This window comes from Gemmatimonadota bacterium, from assembly GCA_016720805.1.
Taxonomy (GTDB): Bacteria; Gemmatimonadota; Gemmatimonadetes; order Gemmatimonadales; family GWC2-71-9; genus Palsa-1233.
The window spans coordinates 1,052,918-1,071,452 of record JADKJZ010000014.1; the positions used below are offsets into that span (position 1 = coordinate 1,052,918).

At 70.1% G+C, this 18,535-nt stretch carries 18 protein-coding genes; 16 read left to right on the forward strand and 2 right to left on the reverse strand.

Annotated elements, in window-relative coordinates; translation table 11 throughout:
* The first annotated feature begins 44 nt into the window (after nt 1–44).
* Nucleotides 45–2,402: a hypothetical protein gene (locus IPP98_15115; protein ID MBL0180425.1), complete on the forward strand. Its 2,358-nt coding sequence runs from the start codon at nt 45–47 to the stop codon at nt 2,400–2,402.
* 15 nt (nt 2,403–2,417) lie between these two features.
* Here IPP98_15115 and IPP98_15120 read toward each other — a convergent pair whose 3' ends face one another.
* On the reverse strand, nt 2,418–4,892 hold the full coding sequence (locus IPP98_15120) for a serine/threonine protein kinase (protein MBL0180426.1): 2,475 nt from the start codon (nt 4,890–4,892) through the stop codon (nt 2,418–2,420).
* Between the two features lie 2 nt (nt 4,893–4,894).
* Entirely contained in the window at nt 4,895–5,461 is a 567-nt protein-coding gene (locus IPP98_15125) for a sigma-70 family RNA polymerase sigma factor (protein MBL0180427.1), read from the reverse strand.
* A 109-nt stretch (nt 5,462–5,570) separates the two neighbouring features.
* Here IPP98_15125 and IPP98_15130 point away from each other — a divergent pair, with 109 nt between their 5' ends.
* From IPP98_15130 to IPP98_15200, 15 genes are all read left to right on the forward strand, one after another.
* Nucleotides 5,571–6,260, forward strand: a complete 690-nt coding sequence (locus IPP98_15130; protein ID MBL0180428.1) for a YggS family pyridoxal phosphate-dependent enzyme — start codon at nt 5,571–5,573, stop codon at nt 6,258–6,260.
* An 11-nt stretch (nt 6,261–6,271) separates the two neighbouring features.
* Nucleotides 6,272–9,478, forward strand: coding sequence for an isoleucine--tRNA ligase (locus IPP98_15135; GenBank protein MBL0180429.1), 3,207 nt, complete (start codon nt 6,272–6,274; stop codon nt 9,476–9,478).
* Nucleotides 9,475–9,858, forward strand: coding sequence for a TraR/DksA C4-type zinc finger protein (locus tag IPP98_15140; GenBank protein MBL0180430.1), 384 nt, complete (start codon nt 9,475–9,477; stop codon nt 9,856–9,858). The genes IPP98_15135 and IPP98_15140 overlap by 4 nt, the downstream gene beginning before the upstream one ends.
* A complete protein-coding gene (gene lspA / locus IPP98_15145) occupies nt 9,842–10,351 on the forward strand; it encodes a signal peptidase II (GenBank protein MBL0180431.1) in 510 nt (169 codons plus the stop codon). The genes IPP98_15140 and lspA overlap by 17 nt, the downstream gene beginning before the upstream one ends.
* A gap of 16 nt (nt 10,352–10,367) precedes the next feature.
* Entirely contained in the window at nt 10,368–11,366 is a 999-nt protein-coding gene (locus tag IPP98_15150) for an RluA family pseudouridine synthase (GenBank protein MBL0180432.1), read from the forward strand.
* A complete protein-coding gene (locus IPP98_15155; GenBank protein MBL0180433.1) occupies nt 11,359–11,718 on the forward strand; it encodes a chemotaxis protein CheW in 360 nt (119 codons plus the stop codon). The genes IPP98_15150 and IPP98_15155 overlap by 8 nt, the downstream gene beginning before the upstream one ends.
* A 20-nt stretch (nt 11,719–11,738) precedes the next feature.
* Nucleotides 11,739–12,104 (forward strand): response regulator, encoded by a 366-nt coding sequence (locus IPP98_15160; protein MBL0180434.1) that lies wholly within the window; start codon nt 11,739–11,741, stop codon nt 12,102–12,104.
* Nucleotides 12,101–13,600: a chemotaxis protein CheW gene (locus IPP98_15165; GenBank protein ID MBL0180435.1), complete on the forward strand. Its 1,500-nt coding sequence runs from the start codon at nt 12,101–12,103 to the stop codon at nt 13,598–13,600. The genes IPP98_15160 and IPP98_15165 overlap by 4 nt, the downstream gene beginning before the upstream one ends.
* Before the next feature lie 61 nt (nt 13,601–13,661).
* The gene (locus tag IPP98_15170) at nt 13,662–14,282 is read left to right on the forward strand and encodes a chemotaxis protein CheC (GenBank protein MBL0180436.1); all 621 of its coding nucleotides are present in this window, start codon (nt 13,662–13,664) and stop codon (nt 14,280–14,282) included.
* Nucleotide 14,283: 1 nt separating this feature from the next.
* Complete coding sequence (locus IPP98_15175; GenBank protein ID MBL0180437.1) at nt 14,284–15,438, forward strand: tetratricopeptide repeat protein; 1,155 nt, start codon at nt 14,284–14,286, stop codon at nt 15,436–15,438.
* A 3-nt stretch (nt 15,439–15,441) separates the two neighbouring features.
* Nucleotides 15,442–16,359 (forward strand): DUF4388 domain-containing protein, encoded by a 918-nt coding sequence (locus IPP98_15180; GenBank protein ID MBL0180438.1) that lies wholly within the window; start codon nt 15,442–15,444, stop codon nt 16,357–16,359.
* Nucleotides 16,352–17,107 carry a roadblock/LC7 domain-containing protein gene (locus IPP98_15185; GenBank protein ID MBL0180439.1) on the forward strand — a complete coding sequence of 252 codons (756 nt, stop codon included), beginning with the start codon at nt 16,352–16,354 and terminating at the stop codon, nt 17,105–17,107. Before IPP98_15180 ends, IPP98_15185 begins: the two co-directional genes overlap by 8 nt.
* Nucleotides 17,104–17,457 (forward strand): roadblock/LC7 domain-containing protein, encoded by a 354-nt coding sequence (locus tag IPP98_15190; GenBank protein MBL0180440.1) that lies wholly within the window; start codon nt 17,104–17,106, stop codon nt 17,455–17,457. Before IPP98_15185 ends, IPP98_15190 begins: the two co-directional genes overlap by 4 nt.
* Nucleotides 17,457–17,924 carry a hypothetical protein gene (locus IPP98_15195; protein ID MBL0180441.1) on the forward strand — a complete coding sequence of 156 codons (468 nt, stop codon included), beginning with the start codon at nt 17,457–17,459 and terminating at the stop codon, nt 17,922–17,924. The genes IPP98_15190 and IPP98_15195 overlap by 1 nt, the downstream gene beginning before the upstream one ends.
* Nucleotides 17,925–17,926: 2 nt before the next feature.
* Nucleotides 17,927–18,532, forward strand: a complete 606-nt coding sequence (locus IPP98_15200; GenBank protein ID MBL0180442.1) for a GTPase domain-containing protein — start codon at nt 17,927–17,929, stop codon at nt 18,530–18,532.
* The last annotated feature ends 3 nt before the right edge of the window (nt 18,533–18,535 follow it).

An 18,535-nucleotide genomic window follows, 5' to 3' on the forward strand; every position in this document is an offset into this window, starting at 1 on the left:
CACCCCCGGCTATCCTCCAGCATCCCCCCTCCGTCGAGCCCCGCATGCCTGGCCATGCCCTGTTCGCCCGCGCGGCTGTCCTCCCGTTCCTGCTCGCCAGCTCGGCGCTCCACGCCCAGTCTCCCGCCGATCGCCCTCGCATCGACTCGCTCTTCACCTATCTCGGCTCCGCCACCAGCGCCGCACCACCAGCGGCGTTCGACTGCCCCGGTGACGGCGCGTTGCAGCGGCTCTGCGATGCACTGATTTCCACCCGCCGCGCGGAACTCCTGACCGACAAGGGCGAGGCCACCAAGGCGCGCGACCTGCTGGAGCGCGTGGTCGGGGAGCGCCCCCAGTGGCCGGTGGCCTGGTACGGCCTCGGCGTGGCACGGCTGCAGGTAGCGCGCACCGGCGGCCTCTCGCGAAGCGGGGCGCTGCATCCGGTGGGCGTGAGCAACGAGGCCGGGGCAGGGTATGCGCTCGTTCGGGCACTGGAACTGGACTCGACGTTCGTGCTGGCGGCCGAAGCGCTCGCGATGGCGTCGGTACCGCGGGAAGGGGCGTCAAGGGTCGGCGAACGGCTCGCGATGCTCGAACGCGTGGAACGCCTGCTGAGTCCCGCGGGCCGATACCAGGCTGGTATCGTGGCGGTCACGGCCAAGAACGGCCCGGCGGCGGTGCGCTTCCTCACGCCGATCCAGGGGACCGCCGGCCAACCCAATGGCCTCGCTGCAATCGTGCTGGCACGTGCCCACTACCAGGCTGGTAACCCGCAAGCCGGGCGCGCGGCGCTGCTGGCCGGGGCAGCCGATCCGAGTCCCGCAGCGCGTGCCGCCTACCGAAAGGAGCTCGCGTGGGTCGCCGAGCCGAGCGAGCTGGCGGCGTGGGATTCACTGCCACCTGCGCAGGCCTCGGCGTGGCTCGGCGACTTCTGGGCACGGCGTGACGTGCGCGATGCCCGCCCCGACGGTGCTCGACTGATTGAACACTATGCGCGGATGGAATACGCCTTCGAGGTCTTCCAGCGCGTCGTGCCGCAAGTCGGCGTGCAGAAGAACGCCGGGATGGCGTTCGCGATGGACTACGAGGTGGATGATCAGATGATGCGTGCGGCGGTCATGGCAGTCGGGCTGAGGGAGGAGGCCGATATCGGGGTGCAGCGCCTTGCCACGGACGCGCTTGGGATGGGGCCGAATTCCCCGTTCCATGCGTTTCGAACCACCCAGACGCTCATCGATGATCGCGGCGTGATCTGGATTCGGCATGGCAAGCCGACCAAGATCGCGCGAACCGCGGACGGGGTCGCCCTCGAAGCGTGGCGCTACGACCGCCCTGAGGGGTCGCTCGTCCTGCAGTTTCGGGAGGAGAACTTCGACGGGCAGGCGGGGGCATCAGTCCTCGTCCCGTCACTGGTGACGGCGAACCCCTTGCAGCGGGATCAACTGTGCGCCATCGATCAATCGCTGTGCACGGTCAACGCCGACCCTCGGAGCGGCATGGCGCTCATGTGCGGGGGCGCGCCGTGTGATCCGACGCAGAACCCGTCGCTGGAACGCTTCCGCAGTGACGCCAAGCTCAATTCCACCGCTCGAATCCAGCGTCTCAATCGCAACGGCCTCGACGCGATCACCGAAGCGACGACCACGGACGACAACGCGCGGCCATTTGCCCGCGCGTTCGCTCCCACCGTGCAGGTCTACGGCCTCGACCGCGCCAGCGGCGGGGCGGGGCGTGCGGTTGTTGCCTTCGCCGTTCCCGGGACCCAGCTCGAATACACCACGCCGCCCGAGGCCGGTGGCCGCGCCGTCTATCCGCTGCGCGTCGAGGTGATGCTCTCGCGCCGGAGCGACGGCACGCGCTTCGATCTCGACACGCTGCGCCGATTTGCCACGGCGGCCCCGCTCGCCGGCGAGCAGTACCTCACCGGCCTGGTCGAGCTGCCGGTCGCGCCGGGGCGCTACGTCGCCACGGTGGTGCTGAGTCAGGGCGATCTCGGCTCGATCGCACGCCTCGGCGAAGTCGTCATCCCGGCCGCTCGCGCCGGATTGAGCGTCTCCGACATCGTCCTTGGCCGCGAGGGGAGCGGGGTGCGCTGGCAGTCGGGGGCGACGGCGGTGCCGCTGCATCCGTTGAACGCCTACCCGAAGGGTGGGACGGCCGAGGTGTACTACCAGTTGGCGGGGCTGAAGAGTGGCGCACGCTACGCCACCCGACTGGAACTCTTCGGCGCCGAGGACGATGCCAAGAAGCCGGCACGGCTCTCGATCGACTTCGAGAGCACAGCCACCGACACGCGGGCGGAGGTGTCCAGGTCCCTTGGGCTCCAGAACCTGGCGCCGGGGCGCTATCGGGTGCGGCTGACGGTGCGGGGTGGTGAGCAGTCGGCATCGGCACTCGCGTGGCTCACGGTGACAAAGTGAGCCGGGGCAGTCCTGCTACCTGGTGCCCCTGACCCGCTCCCACCGTTCCTTCGCCTGCTTCACGCGCACATGCGTCGAGTCGAGCTCGCGCGCCATCCCCTCGTAGCCTGAGCGCAGCAGCCTCTCCGCCTCCGCATGGAAGGCGGGGCCGCGCCGCGCGAGGATGTCACCGACCATGCTCTCCCCTTGGGCGATGGCCCAGTGCGTCGGCGGGAACGCGGCGCGCCGGAGTCGCAGCCCCTCGCGAGCGGTGCGCGTCCCGCGTGCCGGATCGCCGAGTTCGGCCTGGCACCATCCCAGAAAAAGGAGCGCGGTGTTGAGCGAGGCATCGCGCTCGCTCAGCCCCTTCCCGCGCAGCGCCACGATCCCCTCGGCCGGCGCAATTGCTTCGGCGCACCGTCCCGCATCGGCGAGGATGTTGATTCGCATCCGCACCGCTGCCAGTGTCCCCGGATTGTCCGCCCCGAGCGTCGCCGTGTAGATCGCGATTGCCCGCTGCACCACGCTGTCGGCCTCGGCGTATTTGCCCTGGAAGAGCAGCGCCCCGGCGAGCGGCTGCAAGGCGTTGCCGACCCGCACATCGCCCGGCCCACGCGTCCGCGTGAAGATCGCCGCCGCCTCACGCAGTCGCGGCTCGGCCTCCACATACCGACCGAGCGTCGCGAGCGCCGTGGCGTAGTTGGTCAGCGCCACGGCCGAGCCGACGTCGGGCCGGAGCGCGGCGATCCGGTCGGCAACCTTGGCGTACACCTCCGCCGCCTCGGCGACACGGCCCTGCTCCGAGATCGAGTTCGCGAGGTTGTTCATCCCGCGGTAGATCTCGATCGAGTCGATCCCGGGCACCTTCCCGTACATCACCAGCGAACGCCGATAGAGCGACTCGGCGCGCTCCGGCGATCCGACCTCCGTCTCCAGCCCAGCGAGGTTGTAGAGCCCGTCGGCCCGCTCGCGCAGCGACACCTGCTCGCCGAGCGAATCCTGCAGCCTGACCGCGTCAAGCATCAGCGGGCGTGCGCGCTCGTACAGCCCCATGTCGATCAGCGTCGACGCCAGCGTGTTCTTGATCGCGGCCCGCAGGTCGGGTGCGCTCGCGAACGACGAGTCGATCCGCGGAATCACCAGGTCGATCGCCTCGACCACCGTCGTCCCCTTGCCCGACTCCTGCGGCTTCGCGGCCGAGAGGACGTCGCGGAAGAACTGCGTCACCTGCGCGGTGCGCTGCTGCTCGAAGACGGCGCGGTCCCGCTCGGCGCGCGCCACCTGCGCCTGCCGCAGCGAGACTACGGTGCCGCCAATGAGCGCCACCACAGCCAGCGCAGCGGCGGCCACCGCCATCCGGTTGCGCCGCGCGAACTTCCCCAGCCTGTAGCCGATCGTGTCCGGCTGTGCGAGCACCGGCAGGCCGCCGAGATAGCGCTGCAGGTCGTCGCCGAGTTGCTGCGCCGTCCGGTACCGGCGCTCCGCCTCGGGACGCAACGCCATGAGGACGATCGAGTCGACGTCGCCGGCGAGTGACCGACGGAGCCGGGCGGCCGTGTCCTGCTCGCTGACCGCCGACTCCGCCGTCACCGCGCGGCTCGGTGCCGTTGGCACGCCGCGCTCGACCAGGGCACCGCGCGCCGTGGGCGCGAAGGGCCGCACGCCGGTCACCAGTTCGTAGAGCACCACGCCGAGCGAGTAGATGTCGCTGGCCGTGGTGACTTCGCCGCCGAGGAGCTGCTCTGGCGAGGCATACGCCACCGTCATCGGCGTGACGCCGGTGTGCGTCAGGTCGTCCCCACCCAGCTGGGTCGGATCGGCGAGCTTGGCAATGCCGAAGTCGAGCAGCTTGACGGTGCCATCCTCGGCGACGAGGATGTTGCCCGGCTTGAGGTCGCGATGGATGACGAGGTGCTCGTGGGCGTACTGCACCGCGGCGCAGACCTGGCGAAAGAGCGCCAGCCGGTCGCGGAGCCCGAGATGACGGGCCGTGCACCACTGGTCGATCGGCTGCCCCTCGACGTACTCCATGATGAAGTACGGCTCGCCCTCCGCCGTGACGCCGCCGTCGAGCAGCGCGGCGATGTTCCGGTGTTCGAGGCGTGCCAACAGCTGCCGCTCGCGCTGGAAGCGGGCGAGCGCCTGCGTCCGGTCGCCGAGCAGGGAGACCATCTTGATCGCGACGCGCTTGCGGTACTGGTCGTCGGCGCGGTGCGCCTCGTACACCGTTCCCATCCCGCCCTGACCGATCTCCCGCAGCAACTCGTACTGCCCGACCCGTCGGCCCATCGTCGGCACCGTGTCACGGGCGTCAGTCAGTGGCATCGAGGCCGCCTGCTCGAATCGTTCGCCGACGTCGTCGGCCGATGCGAGCAGGGAGGAGATCTCAGCGTGGAGCGGAGCGTCGTGCGCCAGCGCCGCCAGACGCGTGGCGCGCTCGGCGGCCGGGAGGTCGATCAATTCTGCAAAGAGTGCGGAAATCTCGCCCCAGCGATCCGCCGGCAGCGCCACCCTCAGGCCGCCTGCAGTTCGCGGTGCAGCCAGGCGCGGGCCAAGGTCCAGTCACGCTTCACGGTGGCGGGAGAGATGCCGAGGACGTCCGCGCTCTCCTCGATCGAGAGCCCCACGAAGTAGCGGAGCTCGACGATTTTCGCCTGGCGCGCGTCGAGGGCGGCGAGGCGGTTGAGGGCCTCGTCGACGGCCACCACTTCTTCACTCGGCGCGCCATCGGCCAGATCGACCTGCGAGTCGAGGGTCACCTGATGCTTGGCACCGCGCTTCTGCGCATTCCGGCGGCGGGCGTGTTCCACCAGGATCCGGCGCATCGCCTGGGCGGCGATGCCGAAGAAGTGGGCGCGGTTCTCCCAGGTCGGCGTGGTGCCGCCGGTCAGCCGGAGGAACGCCTCATGGACGAGCGCGGTGGCCCCCAGGGTGTGGTCGTCCCGTTCCAGCCGGAGCTGTCCGGCGGCCATCCGCTTCAGCTCGTCGTACACCACGGGGAGCAGTGCCGACAGGGCGTCGGGACTGCCGCTCGAGGCGGCGGCGAGGAGGGTGGTCACGTCGGAACGGGCAGCGTCCATCGGTCCGTGGGGTTGGGAGGGATACCGGATACTCCCCCGGCACGGGGGTGGCGTCAAGGTGGGGGGCGGGACGGGCTTGGCCACCCCCCTCCGGCTATATTTCCCAGTTATGCCAGAACCGGGCCTCACGGGCCGAATCGCCGCCATACGGGGCGTGATCGCCGAGCAGCAGCAGGCCGCCGGCTGGACCCACCCGGTGCGGATAGTGGCGGTGACCAAGACGCACGGTCCGGAGACCATCCGGGCCGCCGCGGCCGCCGGATTGGACGCCGTCGGCGAGAACCGGGTCCAGGAGGCCCTCCCCAAGATGGAGGCGACCGCCGACCTCACCGTCGAGTGGCACCTGATCGGGGGACTCCAGCGGAACAAGGCGCGGCAGGCGGTCGGGAAGTTCGCGCTGATCCACTCCGTGGACCGCGCCGACCTGGCCGCCGAGCTCGACCGCCGCGCCGAGTCAGGCGCCGTGCAGCCGGTCCTGGTGCAGGTGAACTGTTCCGCCGAGCCGCAGAAGGGCGGGGTGGAACCGGCCGACCTCGCAGCGCTGCTCGACGCGATGCGCGCAATGCCGCGCCTCCGGGTCGATGGCCTGATGACGATGGCCGAGTTCACCGACGACGAAACCGTGCAGCGACGGACCTTTGCCCTGCTGCGCACGCTGCGAGACCAGATGCAGGCCGAGGGTCACCGGCTCCCCGAGTTGTCGATGGGGATGTCGGGGGACTACCCGGCCGCCGTGGCAGAGGGAGCAACGATGCTTCGCCTCGGATCGATTCTTTTCGGGCCTCGGCCCCAACCCTGACCGACGACCACGTGAGCGCTGACGAAACACCCTCGACCAATCCCACCGCCGCCCGCCACCCTGCGTGGCCGGACGGTGGCGCCGACGCGCTCGAGCGCGATCTCCTCGCGCGCTGGGAATCGGAGGGGCTCTTCCAGCAGGTGCAGGCCGCGACCGCCGATGGCGAAGGCTTCGTATTCTTCGAGGGTCCGCCGACCGCCAATGGTCGCCCCGGCATTCACCACGTCTTCTCGCGCACGATCAAGGACCTGATCTGCCGCTACCAGGCGATGCAGGGGAAGCGCGTCACGCGGATCGCCGGCTGGGACACGCACGGCCTCCCGGTCGAGCTCGAGGTCGAGAAGCAACTCGGCTTTGCCGGCAAGAAGGACATCGAAGCGTATGGCGTCGCCGAGTTCTCGAAGAAGTGCCTCGAGAGCGTCTTCACCTATCGTGACGAATGGGTGCAGCTCTCGAACCGCACCGGTTACTGGCTCGATTACGACAACGCCTACGTGACCTGCACGAAGGAGTATGTCGAGTCGGTCTGGTGGTTGCTGCAGCGGCTCTTCCAGAAGGAGCTGCTCTACCGCGGCCATCGCGTCTCGCCGTACTGCCCGCGCTGCGGCACGGTGCTGTCGTCGCACGAACTCGCGCTGGGCTACGCCGAGGTGAAGGACAAGTCGGTGTACGTCACCTTCCCGCTGAGCGATGGCTCGGGGCGCGAGCTCGTCGTCTGGACCACCACGCCGTGGACGTTGCCGAGCAACGTGGCGGTCGCGGTGAATCCGGAGCTGGAGTACGCGGAGTTCACGTCGCCGGCGCATCCGGGGCGGACCTTCGTGCTCGCGGCGTCGCGTGCGGCCAAGGCAGCAGAGCTGCTGGGCGAGGGCACCACGATGGGCGCCAGTGTGCCGGGGGCGCAACTCGCCGGGCTCCGCTACGCGCGGCCGTTCGACATCGTGACGATGCCGGCCGACGGGGCGCATTCCATTGTGGTGACGGGCGCGTTCGTCACCGCCGATGACGGCTCGGGCCTGGTGCACATGGCGCCCGCCTTCGGCGCGGACGACTACGCCGCGGGCCGCGAGCATGGCCTCGCCCTGGTGCGGCCCGTTGCGGGCGACGGCACCTTCGTCGGCACGTCGTGGCCGGAGCTGAATGGCAAGCTCGTGACGGCCGACGACACCAACGAGATGCTGATCCGGAAGCTCAAGGAGCTCGGCCGGCATCTCAAGACTGAGCAGTACATCCACAGCTATCCGCACTGCTGGCGCTGCCACAGCAAGCTGATCTACTACGCCCGCGAGTCGTGGTTCGTGCGGACGTCGTCGGTCAAGGCGCGGATGCAGGAGCTGAACGCCGGGATCGCGTGGCACCCGCCCGAAGTCGGCACCGGACGGTTCGGCGAATGGCTCGGCAACAACGTCGACTGGGCGCTGTCACGCAAGCGCTACTGGGGCACGCCGCTGCCGATCTGGGTCAGCGACCGCGACCCGGAGTATGTCGAGGTGATCGGCTCCTATGCGGAGCTCAAGGAGAAGGCCGGCTTCACGCCGACCGGCGACCTCGACGTGCACAAGCCGTGGGTTGACGAGATCACCTGGCCCGCGCCGGGCGGTGGCACCATGCGCCGCGTGCCGGAAGTGATCGACACCTGGTTCGACTCGGGGTCGATGCCGTACGCGCAGTGGCACTATCCGTTCGAGAACGTCGACCAGTTCGAGCGGCACTTCCCGGCCGACTACATCTGCGAGGGGATCGACCAGACGCGCGGCTGGTTCTACTCGCTGCTGGCGATCGGCACGGCGGCGTTCGATGCCGCACCGTATCGCAATGTCATCGTGAACGAGCTGGTGCTCGACGCCAGCGGCCAGAAGATGTCGAAGAGCAAGGGCAACGTCGTCGATCCGTGGAAGCTGGTCGAGAAGCACGGCGCCGATGCGGCGCGTCTCTACATGGTGCTCTCGAGTCAGGTCTGGCAGCCGAAGCGCTTCGACGAGCGGCAACTCGTCGAGACCGCAGGTGGCTTCCTCAACACGCTGCGCGCGTCGTACCACTTCTTCTCGCTGTACGCCGGCCCCGATGGCGCGGCGGCCCCGGCCGCGGCGGACCGTCCCCTCGCCGATCGCTGGCTGCTGGGGCGTCTCGACGCCACGGTGGCGGCGGTGCGGGCGGCGTTCGATGGCTACGACGTGACCACTGGTGTGCGCGCGCTGACCGAGTTCGTCGTCGACGATCTGTCGAACTGGTGGGTGCGGCTCAATCGTGGTCGCTTCTGGGCGCCCGGCCGCGAGGCCGATCCGTCGGCGGTGGCCACCATGCGCGAGGCGCTCGTCTCGGTGTCGCGCCTGCTCGCCCCGGCGGCGCCGTTCGCCAGCGACTGGCTCCACCGGGCGATGACGGGAACCTCGGTGCACCTGGCGCCGTTCCCGGTGGATGCTGGCCGCCTGGACCCGGCGCTCGATCGGGCCATGGACGGCATCCGGCGCCTGGCCTCGCTCGGCCGTGCGGCGCGCGAGACGGCATCGCTTCGGGTCCGGCAGCCGCTCGCCACGATCCGCGTGGCCGTCCCGGTCGAGGTGCGCGGCGCCGACTTCGACGCGTTGATTCCGCTGCTGCAGGGCGAGACCAACGTCAAGCGTGTCGAGATCGTGACGTCGGACGCCGATCTTGTCCGTCTGCGCGGCAAGCCGAACTTCCGGACCCTCGGCAAGCGCTTCGGCGCCGAGGTGAAGGGGGTCGCCGCGTCGGTGGCGTTGCTCACGGCCGAGCAGCTCCGCGCACTGGAGCAGGGCGAGAGCGTGACTGCCGATTACCTGCTCCTCCCCGAGGACGTGACCATCGAACGGGAAGTGGTCACCGATTGGCCCGTGGCGAGCGCGGGGCCGTTCGTGGTCGCGCTCGATCCGGTGGTGACGCCGGCGCTGGCCCAGGAAGGGCTCGCGCGCGAGTTGGTGAGCCGTGTCCAGCGGCTCCGGAAGGATGCCGGCTTTGCGGTGAGCGCGCGCATTGCGCTCTCGTTGACGGGAGATGCCGCATTGCTTGACGCGGCGCGGGTGCATCAGGAATACATCGCCGGCGAGACGCTGGCGCGCGAGTTCACGATCGGGGAGGCCGCGACGGAGCCTGATCGGCAGGAGGCATTCGAAGTCGAAGGACACGCTGGCGCACTCGCGGTACGCCAGCTCGGGAACGGTCGGACCCCTTCCGGCCCTGCACAGGTGAACGCATCGTGACCAAGACCCAGCTCAAGCATCTCGAGGGGCGGCTCCTGGAGGAGCGCGCGCGCGTCATGAAGGAACTCGGCTACTACGACGAGCAGTTCAACAACACGCTGCAGGGCGCCGACGGCGACCTCTCGTCGTATTCGCTCCACATGGCCGATCAGGGCACCGATGCCATGGAACGCGAGAAGCAGTTCCTGATGGCCTCCAAGGAAGGCCGCTACCTGTGGCACCTCAACGAGGCGCTCCGCCGGCTGTACAACAGCCCCGCGAATTTCGGCAAGTGCCATCAGTGCGGCGCGCTGATCGACTTCGAGCGGCTCGACGCGCTGCCCCACGCCCGGCTCTGCATCTCCTGCAAGGAGAAGGAAGAGGATGCCAAGAAGCGCTGATCGCCGGGTCCCGTTCTGGGGCGTGCTCGCCGTCACCGTGCTGCTCGACCGGATCACCAAGATGATCGCGGAGAGCCGTCTGGTGTGGGGCGACGCGCCCATCCCGGTCATCGGGGACTTCACCCGGTGGCGGCTGGTGTACAACACCGGCGCCGCCTTCGGCCTCCACCTCGGCAGTTACTCGCGCTGGGCCTTCATGCTGATCGCCTGCGTGGCCGTCGTCGTGCTGTACAAAATGTGGCGGGAGGCCGACGTGGCCGACCGCTTTCGTCAGCTCGCCCTCGCCTTCGTGGCGGGCGGCGCCGTCGGCAACCTCATCGACCGGGTCCTCTCGGCACGCGGGGTCGTCGACTTCATCGACATGGGGATCGGCGAAGGCTTGCGCTGGCCGACCTACAATGTCGCCGACATCGCTGTCACCTGCGGGGCGCTCGCCCTCGCGATTTCTCTCTGGCGCGAGGATGCGCGGCGCGCTCCCGCGCCGACCGCCTAGGCGGTCAGGCCCGGTCGTGGAATTCTCCGTCGTCCCAGTGCAGGCAGAGCGGCTCGACCGCTATCTCGCCGATCAGTTGCAACTCTCGCGCACCGTGGCAGCGCGCATAGTCGCCGCCGGCCACATTCGCTGCGGCGCCAAGGTGCTCCGCGCATCGCACCTCCTGGCGCGCGGCGACGTCGTCACCGTCGACATTCCCGAGACCGAGGAACCGCGGCGGATCACGCCGAATCCGATCGAGCTGACGGTCATCCACGAAGACGAGGACCTCGCCGTCATCGACAAGCCGGCGGGCCTCGTCGTGCATCCTGCCCCCGGGCACTGGGATGACACGCTGGTGAACGCCCTTGTGGCCCGGGGCACCACGCTCGCCGGTGGTGCCGAGGGGCGGCCCGGCATCGTGCACCGGCTCGACCGCGACACCAGTGGACTGCTGATTGTTTCCAAGACGGACCTGGCACACCGTCGACTCGGGCAGATGATTGCCGCTCGGCGCGTCTCGCGGGTGTACGCCGCCATGGTCTGGGGCCACCTCGACGAGGAGAAGGTGATCATCGAGGCGCCGCTGGCACGGCACCCGAAGGACCGGAAGCGGATGTCGATCCAGGCCGATGGGCGGGCCGCGCGGACCGACGCCTTCCCGATCGTCCGGCTCGGGCCGGTCTCGATTGTCCGGCTCGAGCTGCACACCGGCCGAACTCACCAGATCCGCGTCCACCTCGAGTCGATCGGGCACCCCATCGTGGGCGACCCGGTCTACCCCGGCGGTGGCGCCAAGCGAATCACCGGGGTGGGGAAGGCCAAGGCGAAGGAACTCGAAGCCCTGGCCCCCCGGCAGGCACTTCACGCCGCCCTTCTCGCGTTCCGCCACCCGAGCAGCGGGGTGCCGCTGGAGCTGCGTTCGGCCTGGCCCGCTGACCTCTGGCCCCTGCTGCAGGCCGCCGGCGCCGGGGACCTGACGATGCCGCGGGAAGAGGTCCTGGACGCGATTGGCTTCTTCGGGTCGGATGGCTGAGCGGGCGGGGGTAGGCGGGCTGGTTGTCCGGGTCGCCGGCACCCGCTGGTTCATCCCGGTCACCGGCGTGATCGAGGTCCTCCGCGAGGCGGTCGTGGCGCGGGTCCCGGGCACCCCGCCGGCCGTCCGGGGGATGGTCAATCACCGCGGCCGGGTGCTGACCGTGGCCGACCCTATCCGGGCATTGGGGCTGTCGGGCGATACTGGGGGAGAGGTCGACGTGGTCGTCGTGGACGCCGGGGGACACCGCTTTGCGGTGGCCGTCGACGGGGTCGTGGAGCTGGCCGCCGAGCCGCGCACGGGCCTTGCAACGTTGGACCTCGACCAGGTCGCGACCGCGATCTTTGCCTGACCCTTCAGCCGGAGGCCAGCGTGGCCCATCGGGTGCTCATCTGCGACGACGCGATCTTCATGCGAACCATGATCGCCGACATTCTCACCGGGGCCGGCTATGACGTCGTCGGCGAGGCCGAAAGCGGCTTGCAGGCCGTCGAGCGGTACAAGGCGCTCCTCCCCGACATCGTGACCATGGACATCGTCATGCCGGACATGGGCGGAATCGACGCCGTCCGGGCGATCGTCACGGCCCACCCCGACGCCAAGATCCTGATGTGCTCCGCCATGGGGCAGCAGGCGCTCGTGGTCGAGGCGATTCAGGCCGGCGCCAAGGACTTCGTCGTCAAGCCGTTCCAGCCGGCCCGCGTCCTCGAGGCCGTCCAGCGCGTTATGGCGGGATGACCGAGGCGCGGCGGGCGCGGTACGTCGCGCTCTTCGCGGCGGAGTCGCGCTCGCTGCTGGCCGGCGCGCGCCGCGCCCTCGCGGCCTGGCTCGACGCCCCCGCCGAGCGCGCCCCGGCCGACGAAGTCTTCCGCACGCTTCACACCATCAAAGGAATGGCCGCCTCGCTCGAATACGAGGCGATCGCCGAACTGGCGCACACCACGGAGAGCGCGCTGGTCGCCGTGCGCGACAGCGGGGACCCGGCGGACCGGACCTGGCTTCGTGACCTCGAGGCGACCCTCGACCAGATCGCCCTCGGCTGCGAAGCCGCCGCCGCGGCCGAAGGGGAGGCTGCACCGGGCGAACAGGCCGCCGCACCGGCCCGCATCGTCCGCGTCGACCTCGATCGCCTCGACGCGCTGTTCGAGGACCTCGGCGGGTTGGTGACCGCTCGGCAGGAACTCGAACGCCACGCCGAGCGGGACACCCTCTCGCCGGTGGCTCGTGCGGCGCAGGTGATGGCGCGCCGCCTCGACACGCTCCAGGACCGGATTCTCCATGTTCGCCTCGCCCCCTTGAGCGAGGTGTTCGAGCGAATTCCGCCGATCGTGCGCGACCTTGCCCGGCAGCTTGGCAAGGAGGTGACGGTGCAGGTGCAGGGCGAGGCGCTGGAGGTGGACCGGGCCGTGCTCGATCAACTGGCCGAACCGCTGATCCACCTGCTGCGAAACGCCGTGGACCACGGCCTCGAGTCGCCGGACGTGCGCCGCGCGCTCGGCAAGCGCCCCGCCGGGTCGGTGACGCTCAAGGCACGCCGTGACCGGGATTCGGTGGTGCTCGAACTGAGCGATGATGGCCGCGGTATCGATCGAGCGGCCGTCGCCGCGCGGGCGGTGGCGCAGGGGATTCTCGAATCCGATGCTTCGCTCAATGACGACGGCTTGCTCGCCGTGCTGGCGCGCCCCGGCTTCAGCACCGCCGCCTCGGTGACGGATGTCTCCGGCCGCGGCGTCGGGCTCGATGTCGTGGCGTCTCGATTGCATGACCTCGGCGCATCGCTATCGCTCACCACGGTGCCCGGGCGGGGAACGACCTTCGTGGTGCGGTTGCCGACCCGGCTCGGCATTGTCCGTGCGCTGGTCGCCTCGATCGGTGAGGAGCGGTACGTGATGCCGCTGACGCACGTCGCCGAGTTCCTGCCATGGGAGCCGGAGGCGGTGCAACACGTTGATGGCCGGGCGGTCATCGAGTTGCGCGGCGAGCTGATCCCGGTGCTCGACCTGCGGCGCTTGCTGCTCTATCGCGGCGAGGCGCCGCCGGCTCGACGTCCGGCGCTGGTGTTCGAAGCCAACGGGCAGCGGGTCGCCCTCCTGGCCGATGCGATTCACGGCCAGGTCGATGCCGTGGTGCAGCCGCTGGATCGACCGCGCGGGATGCCACGGTGGATCACCGGCGCCACGGTCCTCGACAACGGGCGACCGGCGTTGCTGCTCGACCTGGCCAGCGTAGTGTAGGAATCGATGATCGATGATCGATGATCGATCATCGATTTGTCCGACTCTCCTTGGAGCGCAGATGACGAATCCCAATGACCTCGACACTCTCCGGCGCGATGGGCTGCGCGAGGTGGCCACGATCGGCGCGGGGCATGCCGCGACGGCGTTGTCGCAGCTCACCGATCGGCGGATCATGATCTCGGTGCCGCAAGTGCGGCGCGTGAACTTCGGCGAAGTGCCGGCGATGGTGTCGCTCTTTGGCGACCATGTCGCCGTGGTGGCGATGCGGATGCTGGGCGACCTCACCGGGCGCTCGCTGCTGGTCTTCGGCGAGGCCGATGCGACGCGACTCTGCGACTTGATCCTCCGCCGTCCGATCGGTCCGCAACGCGCCCTCGGCGAACTCGAGCAGTCCGGGCTCAAGGAGGTCGGCAACATCGTCTGCTCGGCCTACCTGACCGCGCTGTCGAACTTCATGGGGATGATGCTGCTCCCCTCCGTGCCCTCGTTGACGATCGGTCGGACTGCCGACGCCATCGCGGCGACCGTCGATCCGAACGAGTCGCGATCGGACCTGGTCTTCTGTGTCGACACAGCCTTCCGCGCGGAAGGCGCGGAGGCGCCGCTGACCGGTGCGTTTCTGTTGATGCCTGACCAGGCCTCGATCCAGGCGATCCTCGAGGCGATCCGGCTCGACTGAGATGGCCACCCCCGAGGGTCCGGAAGCGGCGCGCATCGCGGCGCTGCGCCGACGCCTCGGCGCGGCCTCTCCCGCGACGCTCACCAACTTCGCCTGGTTTGCGGCCCGTCGCGGCAGCCACGCGGCGGCGATCGAGGCCGTGCGGGAGGCCGTGGCGCAACCCGGCGCACCACGTGCGGCGTGGCAGACGCTCGAACGGCTGGTCACGGGCCGGAACGATGGGCTCCTCCTCGCCCCGGCCAGCGCGACCCGGCACCCGCCGGTCGACATCTCCGGCGGGGCATCGGCATTGGCGGCCGCCGTCGCGGCGCACCGCGAAGGCGCCCTCGCCGTCGCGGAGACCTGCTACCTCGCCGCCGTCTCCGTCTCGCATCTCGCGGCGGCCGCGTCCGACGGGCTGGCGGTGCTCCACGAACAACGCCACGAGCAGGACGCCGCGACCAGTGCGTGGCACCGTGCCATCGCGGGCGGTGCCCCGTGGGCCACGCACAATCATGCGCTTGCCCTCTTGCGGCGCGGCGACGTGCCAGCCGCGCGTCGCGCGATCGCGCAGGCGTTGACGGCAAGTGCACCCACGGCGGCGCTGTATGCCCTCGCGGGCTACGCGGCACTCCTCGACGGTGCGGCCGCCGATGCCCTGCAGTCGCTTGAAGTCGCCGTGGAACTCGAGCACGATCTGGCCCGCGCGCACTTCACCCTCGGCCTCGCGCATGACAGGCTCGGTCACCCCGCGGCCGCGCTCGCCGCGACGCGTCGTGGGCTGCTGCTCTCGCCGTGGTACCTGCCGCAGGTATGGCTGTTGACGCCGGTGCCCGGCAGTCTCCCGGTCGAGCTCCCGGCGGGGAGCGAGCGTCCCGGCGCGTCCGACGGCACCGACGAGGTGCTGCTGGCGCTTGGTCGTTCACTGCTCGAGACCGGACATCTGGGCGAATCGCTCGCCGTCTTCGATCAAGTGCTGGTGCGCGATCCGGCACAACCCGCGGCCCTCTTCCACCGCGGCGTCGTGCTGGCCAAGCTGCGCCGATACGATGAAGCGCTGGCGGACTGGGAGGCGGTGGACCGCACCGATCCGGAGAGCCCGCTCGGCGCGATGTCTCGCCGCCACGCCCGTTCCGCACGTCAACTCGCCGCGCTCTTTGCCGCGCGGGCGGGCTGACCGATGCACGGGCCACTGCACGAGATCGGGTTGGTCGAGGTGCTGCAACTGCTGGGACGCGGCGCGCGGCACGGGACCTTGCAGGTGGTCGGACTGGATCCGGCGGCACCGCGCACGGTCAGGTTGTGCGCCGGCAGGGTCGTCTCGGTCGAACCCGACGCGGGCGAGGCGGCCGTCGAACGAGCCCTGGTGGCACGCCACCTCTCGATCACCGATGCGATCCGACCCGACCTCGCAGCCGAGTCGCGCGACGCGATGCGGCAAGAACTCGCGATGCGGACCCTTGCGGCGATGCTGCACTGGACGCGGGGGCGATTCGACTTCGCCGAGGAGCCGGTCCGCGACGGACCGCTCGACATCGCGGTCGACACCATCCTGCTGGAATTGGTCGGGCGGGAGTCGCAGCGGGTGGAATTGGCGGCCCTTCTCGACGACTTCCACGCCATTCCGGTCTTTGTGGCGGATGATCGGCTCGCGCTGGGAACGCCACCGGAGCTCGATCCGCTTGATTGGCGGATCCTCGATGCGGTGGATGGACGCCGGGACGTCAGTGCCATCGCCGGAACCCTCGACGAGCCGCTGGAAACCGTTGGTGATCGCGTCCGGGCACTGCAGGGGGCCACTATACTTGAACTGGCGGCGGCACCGGCCAACGACGCCTTGGCGGCGCGCGCCGCCATCGAGGCGGGCCGCTACGACGACGCGGTCGCGCTGTTGGAACAGCGGGTCGGCAGTGTCCGCTCCGATCGCGAGGCGTGGCGGTTGCTAGGCCTCGCTGAAGTCGGGGCAGGGCGGTTCGACCGCGCCATCCGCGCGTGGGAAGCTTGGCAACAGGCCGACCCGACATTGGCGCAGGAAGCCGGGGCCCTGATCGCCGCCGCACGCACCATGCTGGAGGCATTGCACGACCATCGTGAGTGATTCGTTCTCCCCTTCGTCGACGCCTGTGGGCGCGCCGTCGTTCCTCGACCTCGGGGAACGGTTGCGGCAGCATGGGCAACTCGACGCGGCCGCGACCGTCACGATGAACGGGCTGCGTCAATGGCCGACCCTCGCCGCCGGCCATGACTTGCTCGGTCGCATCGAGGCCGATCGGGGCGATGACCGCGCCGCCGCCGAGGCGTGGGGCGCCGCACTCGCCTGCGAGCCCGGTCACCTGGGCGCGCTCAAGGGGCTCGCCTTCCTCGCCTTCCGCGGCCACGACTTCGCGGCTGCCGAGCGGCATCTCGAATTGGCCGTGGCCCGCGCGCCGCACGATGCCGCGTTGCTCGGCGCGCTCGACCGGGTGCGCAGTCGTCGCCCGTCTGGGCCCGCGGATGAACCAGTTCGACTCGATGATCCGGCCAGTGGACTGCTTCTCTGCGACGCCGACGGGATGCGACTGAGTGGAGGCGTTGGTCCCGAGCGCAATGACGACGCCGCGGATGCGGCGGCGGCGGAGACGGCCGGGTTGCTCCGTGAAGCGACCCGCAGCGCGCGGCTTCTCGGCCTCGGCGGCGTCAAGCATCTGGTCGTCGAGTGTGCCGACGCTCGCCTCGCGGTGGTCCCGGTCGCCGCTGGCGCCGCACTCCTCGCCGTGCGGAGCGCCGCAACGCCGATCGGCCGACTGCTGGCCATCGCACAGCGCGCCGCTGGCGTGGCAACGCAGTGGATCGGTGGATTGGAATGAGTCTCGAGCGGTGGGAACGGCTGCTGTGCGAGGTGATCGCGATCCCCGGCGTGCGGGGCGCCGCGCTCGTGGCGAGCGATGACGGTCTCGTCGTGGCCGAGGCGGCGATGGATCAACTGGACGGCGCCGATGTGGCCGCACTCGTTGCGGCGCTGGTCTCGCGCGCCACGCGCGTGGCGCGCAGCATTCCGACCGCTCCACCGCGGTTGATCCATCTCGCGGGTGACCGCGGCACCTTGCTCGCCGTCGACGCCGGCTCTCCGCTCTGGCTGGTGGCGGTCGCGGAGCCTGGTGCCGAGGTGGGTCGCCTGCGGGTGTTGTTGGGCGATCTCGCCGGGGCGGTGGACTGATGCGCGTCCTCGAACCCTGGGTGGAGGCGCCGCTCGCCGAGTTCCTGCGTGAGTCCGCGGCTCGACTCGCCTTGATCACCACGGCCTCCGGCCAGGTCATCGCCCAACATGGCTTCGCCCGGTCGCTCGATGTCATGGCCGCGGCCTCGCTCGGCGCCGGCATCCTGGCCACAACCGGCGAACTTGCGCGGATGGTGGATGCCACCGGCGGCTACCGGGTGGTGGTGCACCAAGGCGTGCAACGCGGCCTCTGGCTCGCCGGCTTCGACACGCCGCGCGGACGCTGGATCGCATTGGTCGCGTTCGGGGAGCAATCCACGGTTGGCCTCGTCCGGCTCTTCTTCCAGCGCTTCGTCGAGCGGCTCGCGGCCGCCGCCCCGCGCAGCGTGCCGGTGCGAGAGGTGCTGGCCGAAGGATTCGAGCGCGAACTCGACGCGTCATTGCGCGCCCTCTTCGGGGGGAGCTGAGCATGGCGCGCCTCGACCAGGATGCCAGGACGCTCTCGCTCACGTTGGTGGTGTATGGCGCCGCGCGCGCCGGGAAGAGTGCCTTGCTGCGGGCCATTCACGAACGGATCGCGGTGGCGCACCGCGGCGACGAGGAACCGCTCGGCGAGCCATCCGATGTCGGCCTGCCCCTCAACTGGGTGCCGCTCGACCTGGGTGACGTCGCGGGGTGGCGCACGCGCGTCCACCTCTACGCCGTGCCGGCGCAAGAGCAGGCCGACGCCACGCGGCGACTGGTGCTGGCCCAAGCCGATGGCGTCCTCTTCGTGGTCGATGCGCAGGCCAGCCGGCTCGAGGCCAACGTCGCGGCGCTTGCCGCGCTCCACGCGCAATGGCCCGAAGGGAACGGGACGACGCGCGTGCTGCCGGTGGTCTTCGTGGTGACCAAGCAGGACCTGCCCGAGGAATTGCTGTTGGAAGAGCCCGTGCTCGCCGCGATCCTCAACCCGGAGCACGCGCCGCTCTTCCGTTGCGATCTCGCGCGGGGCGAAGGCGTCTTCCGCGCACTGCAGTCGCTCATCGGAACCGTGATGCGCCAGGTGGTTGCCTTGCCTGAGACGGCGACGTGAGGG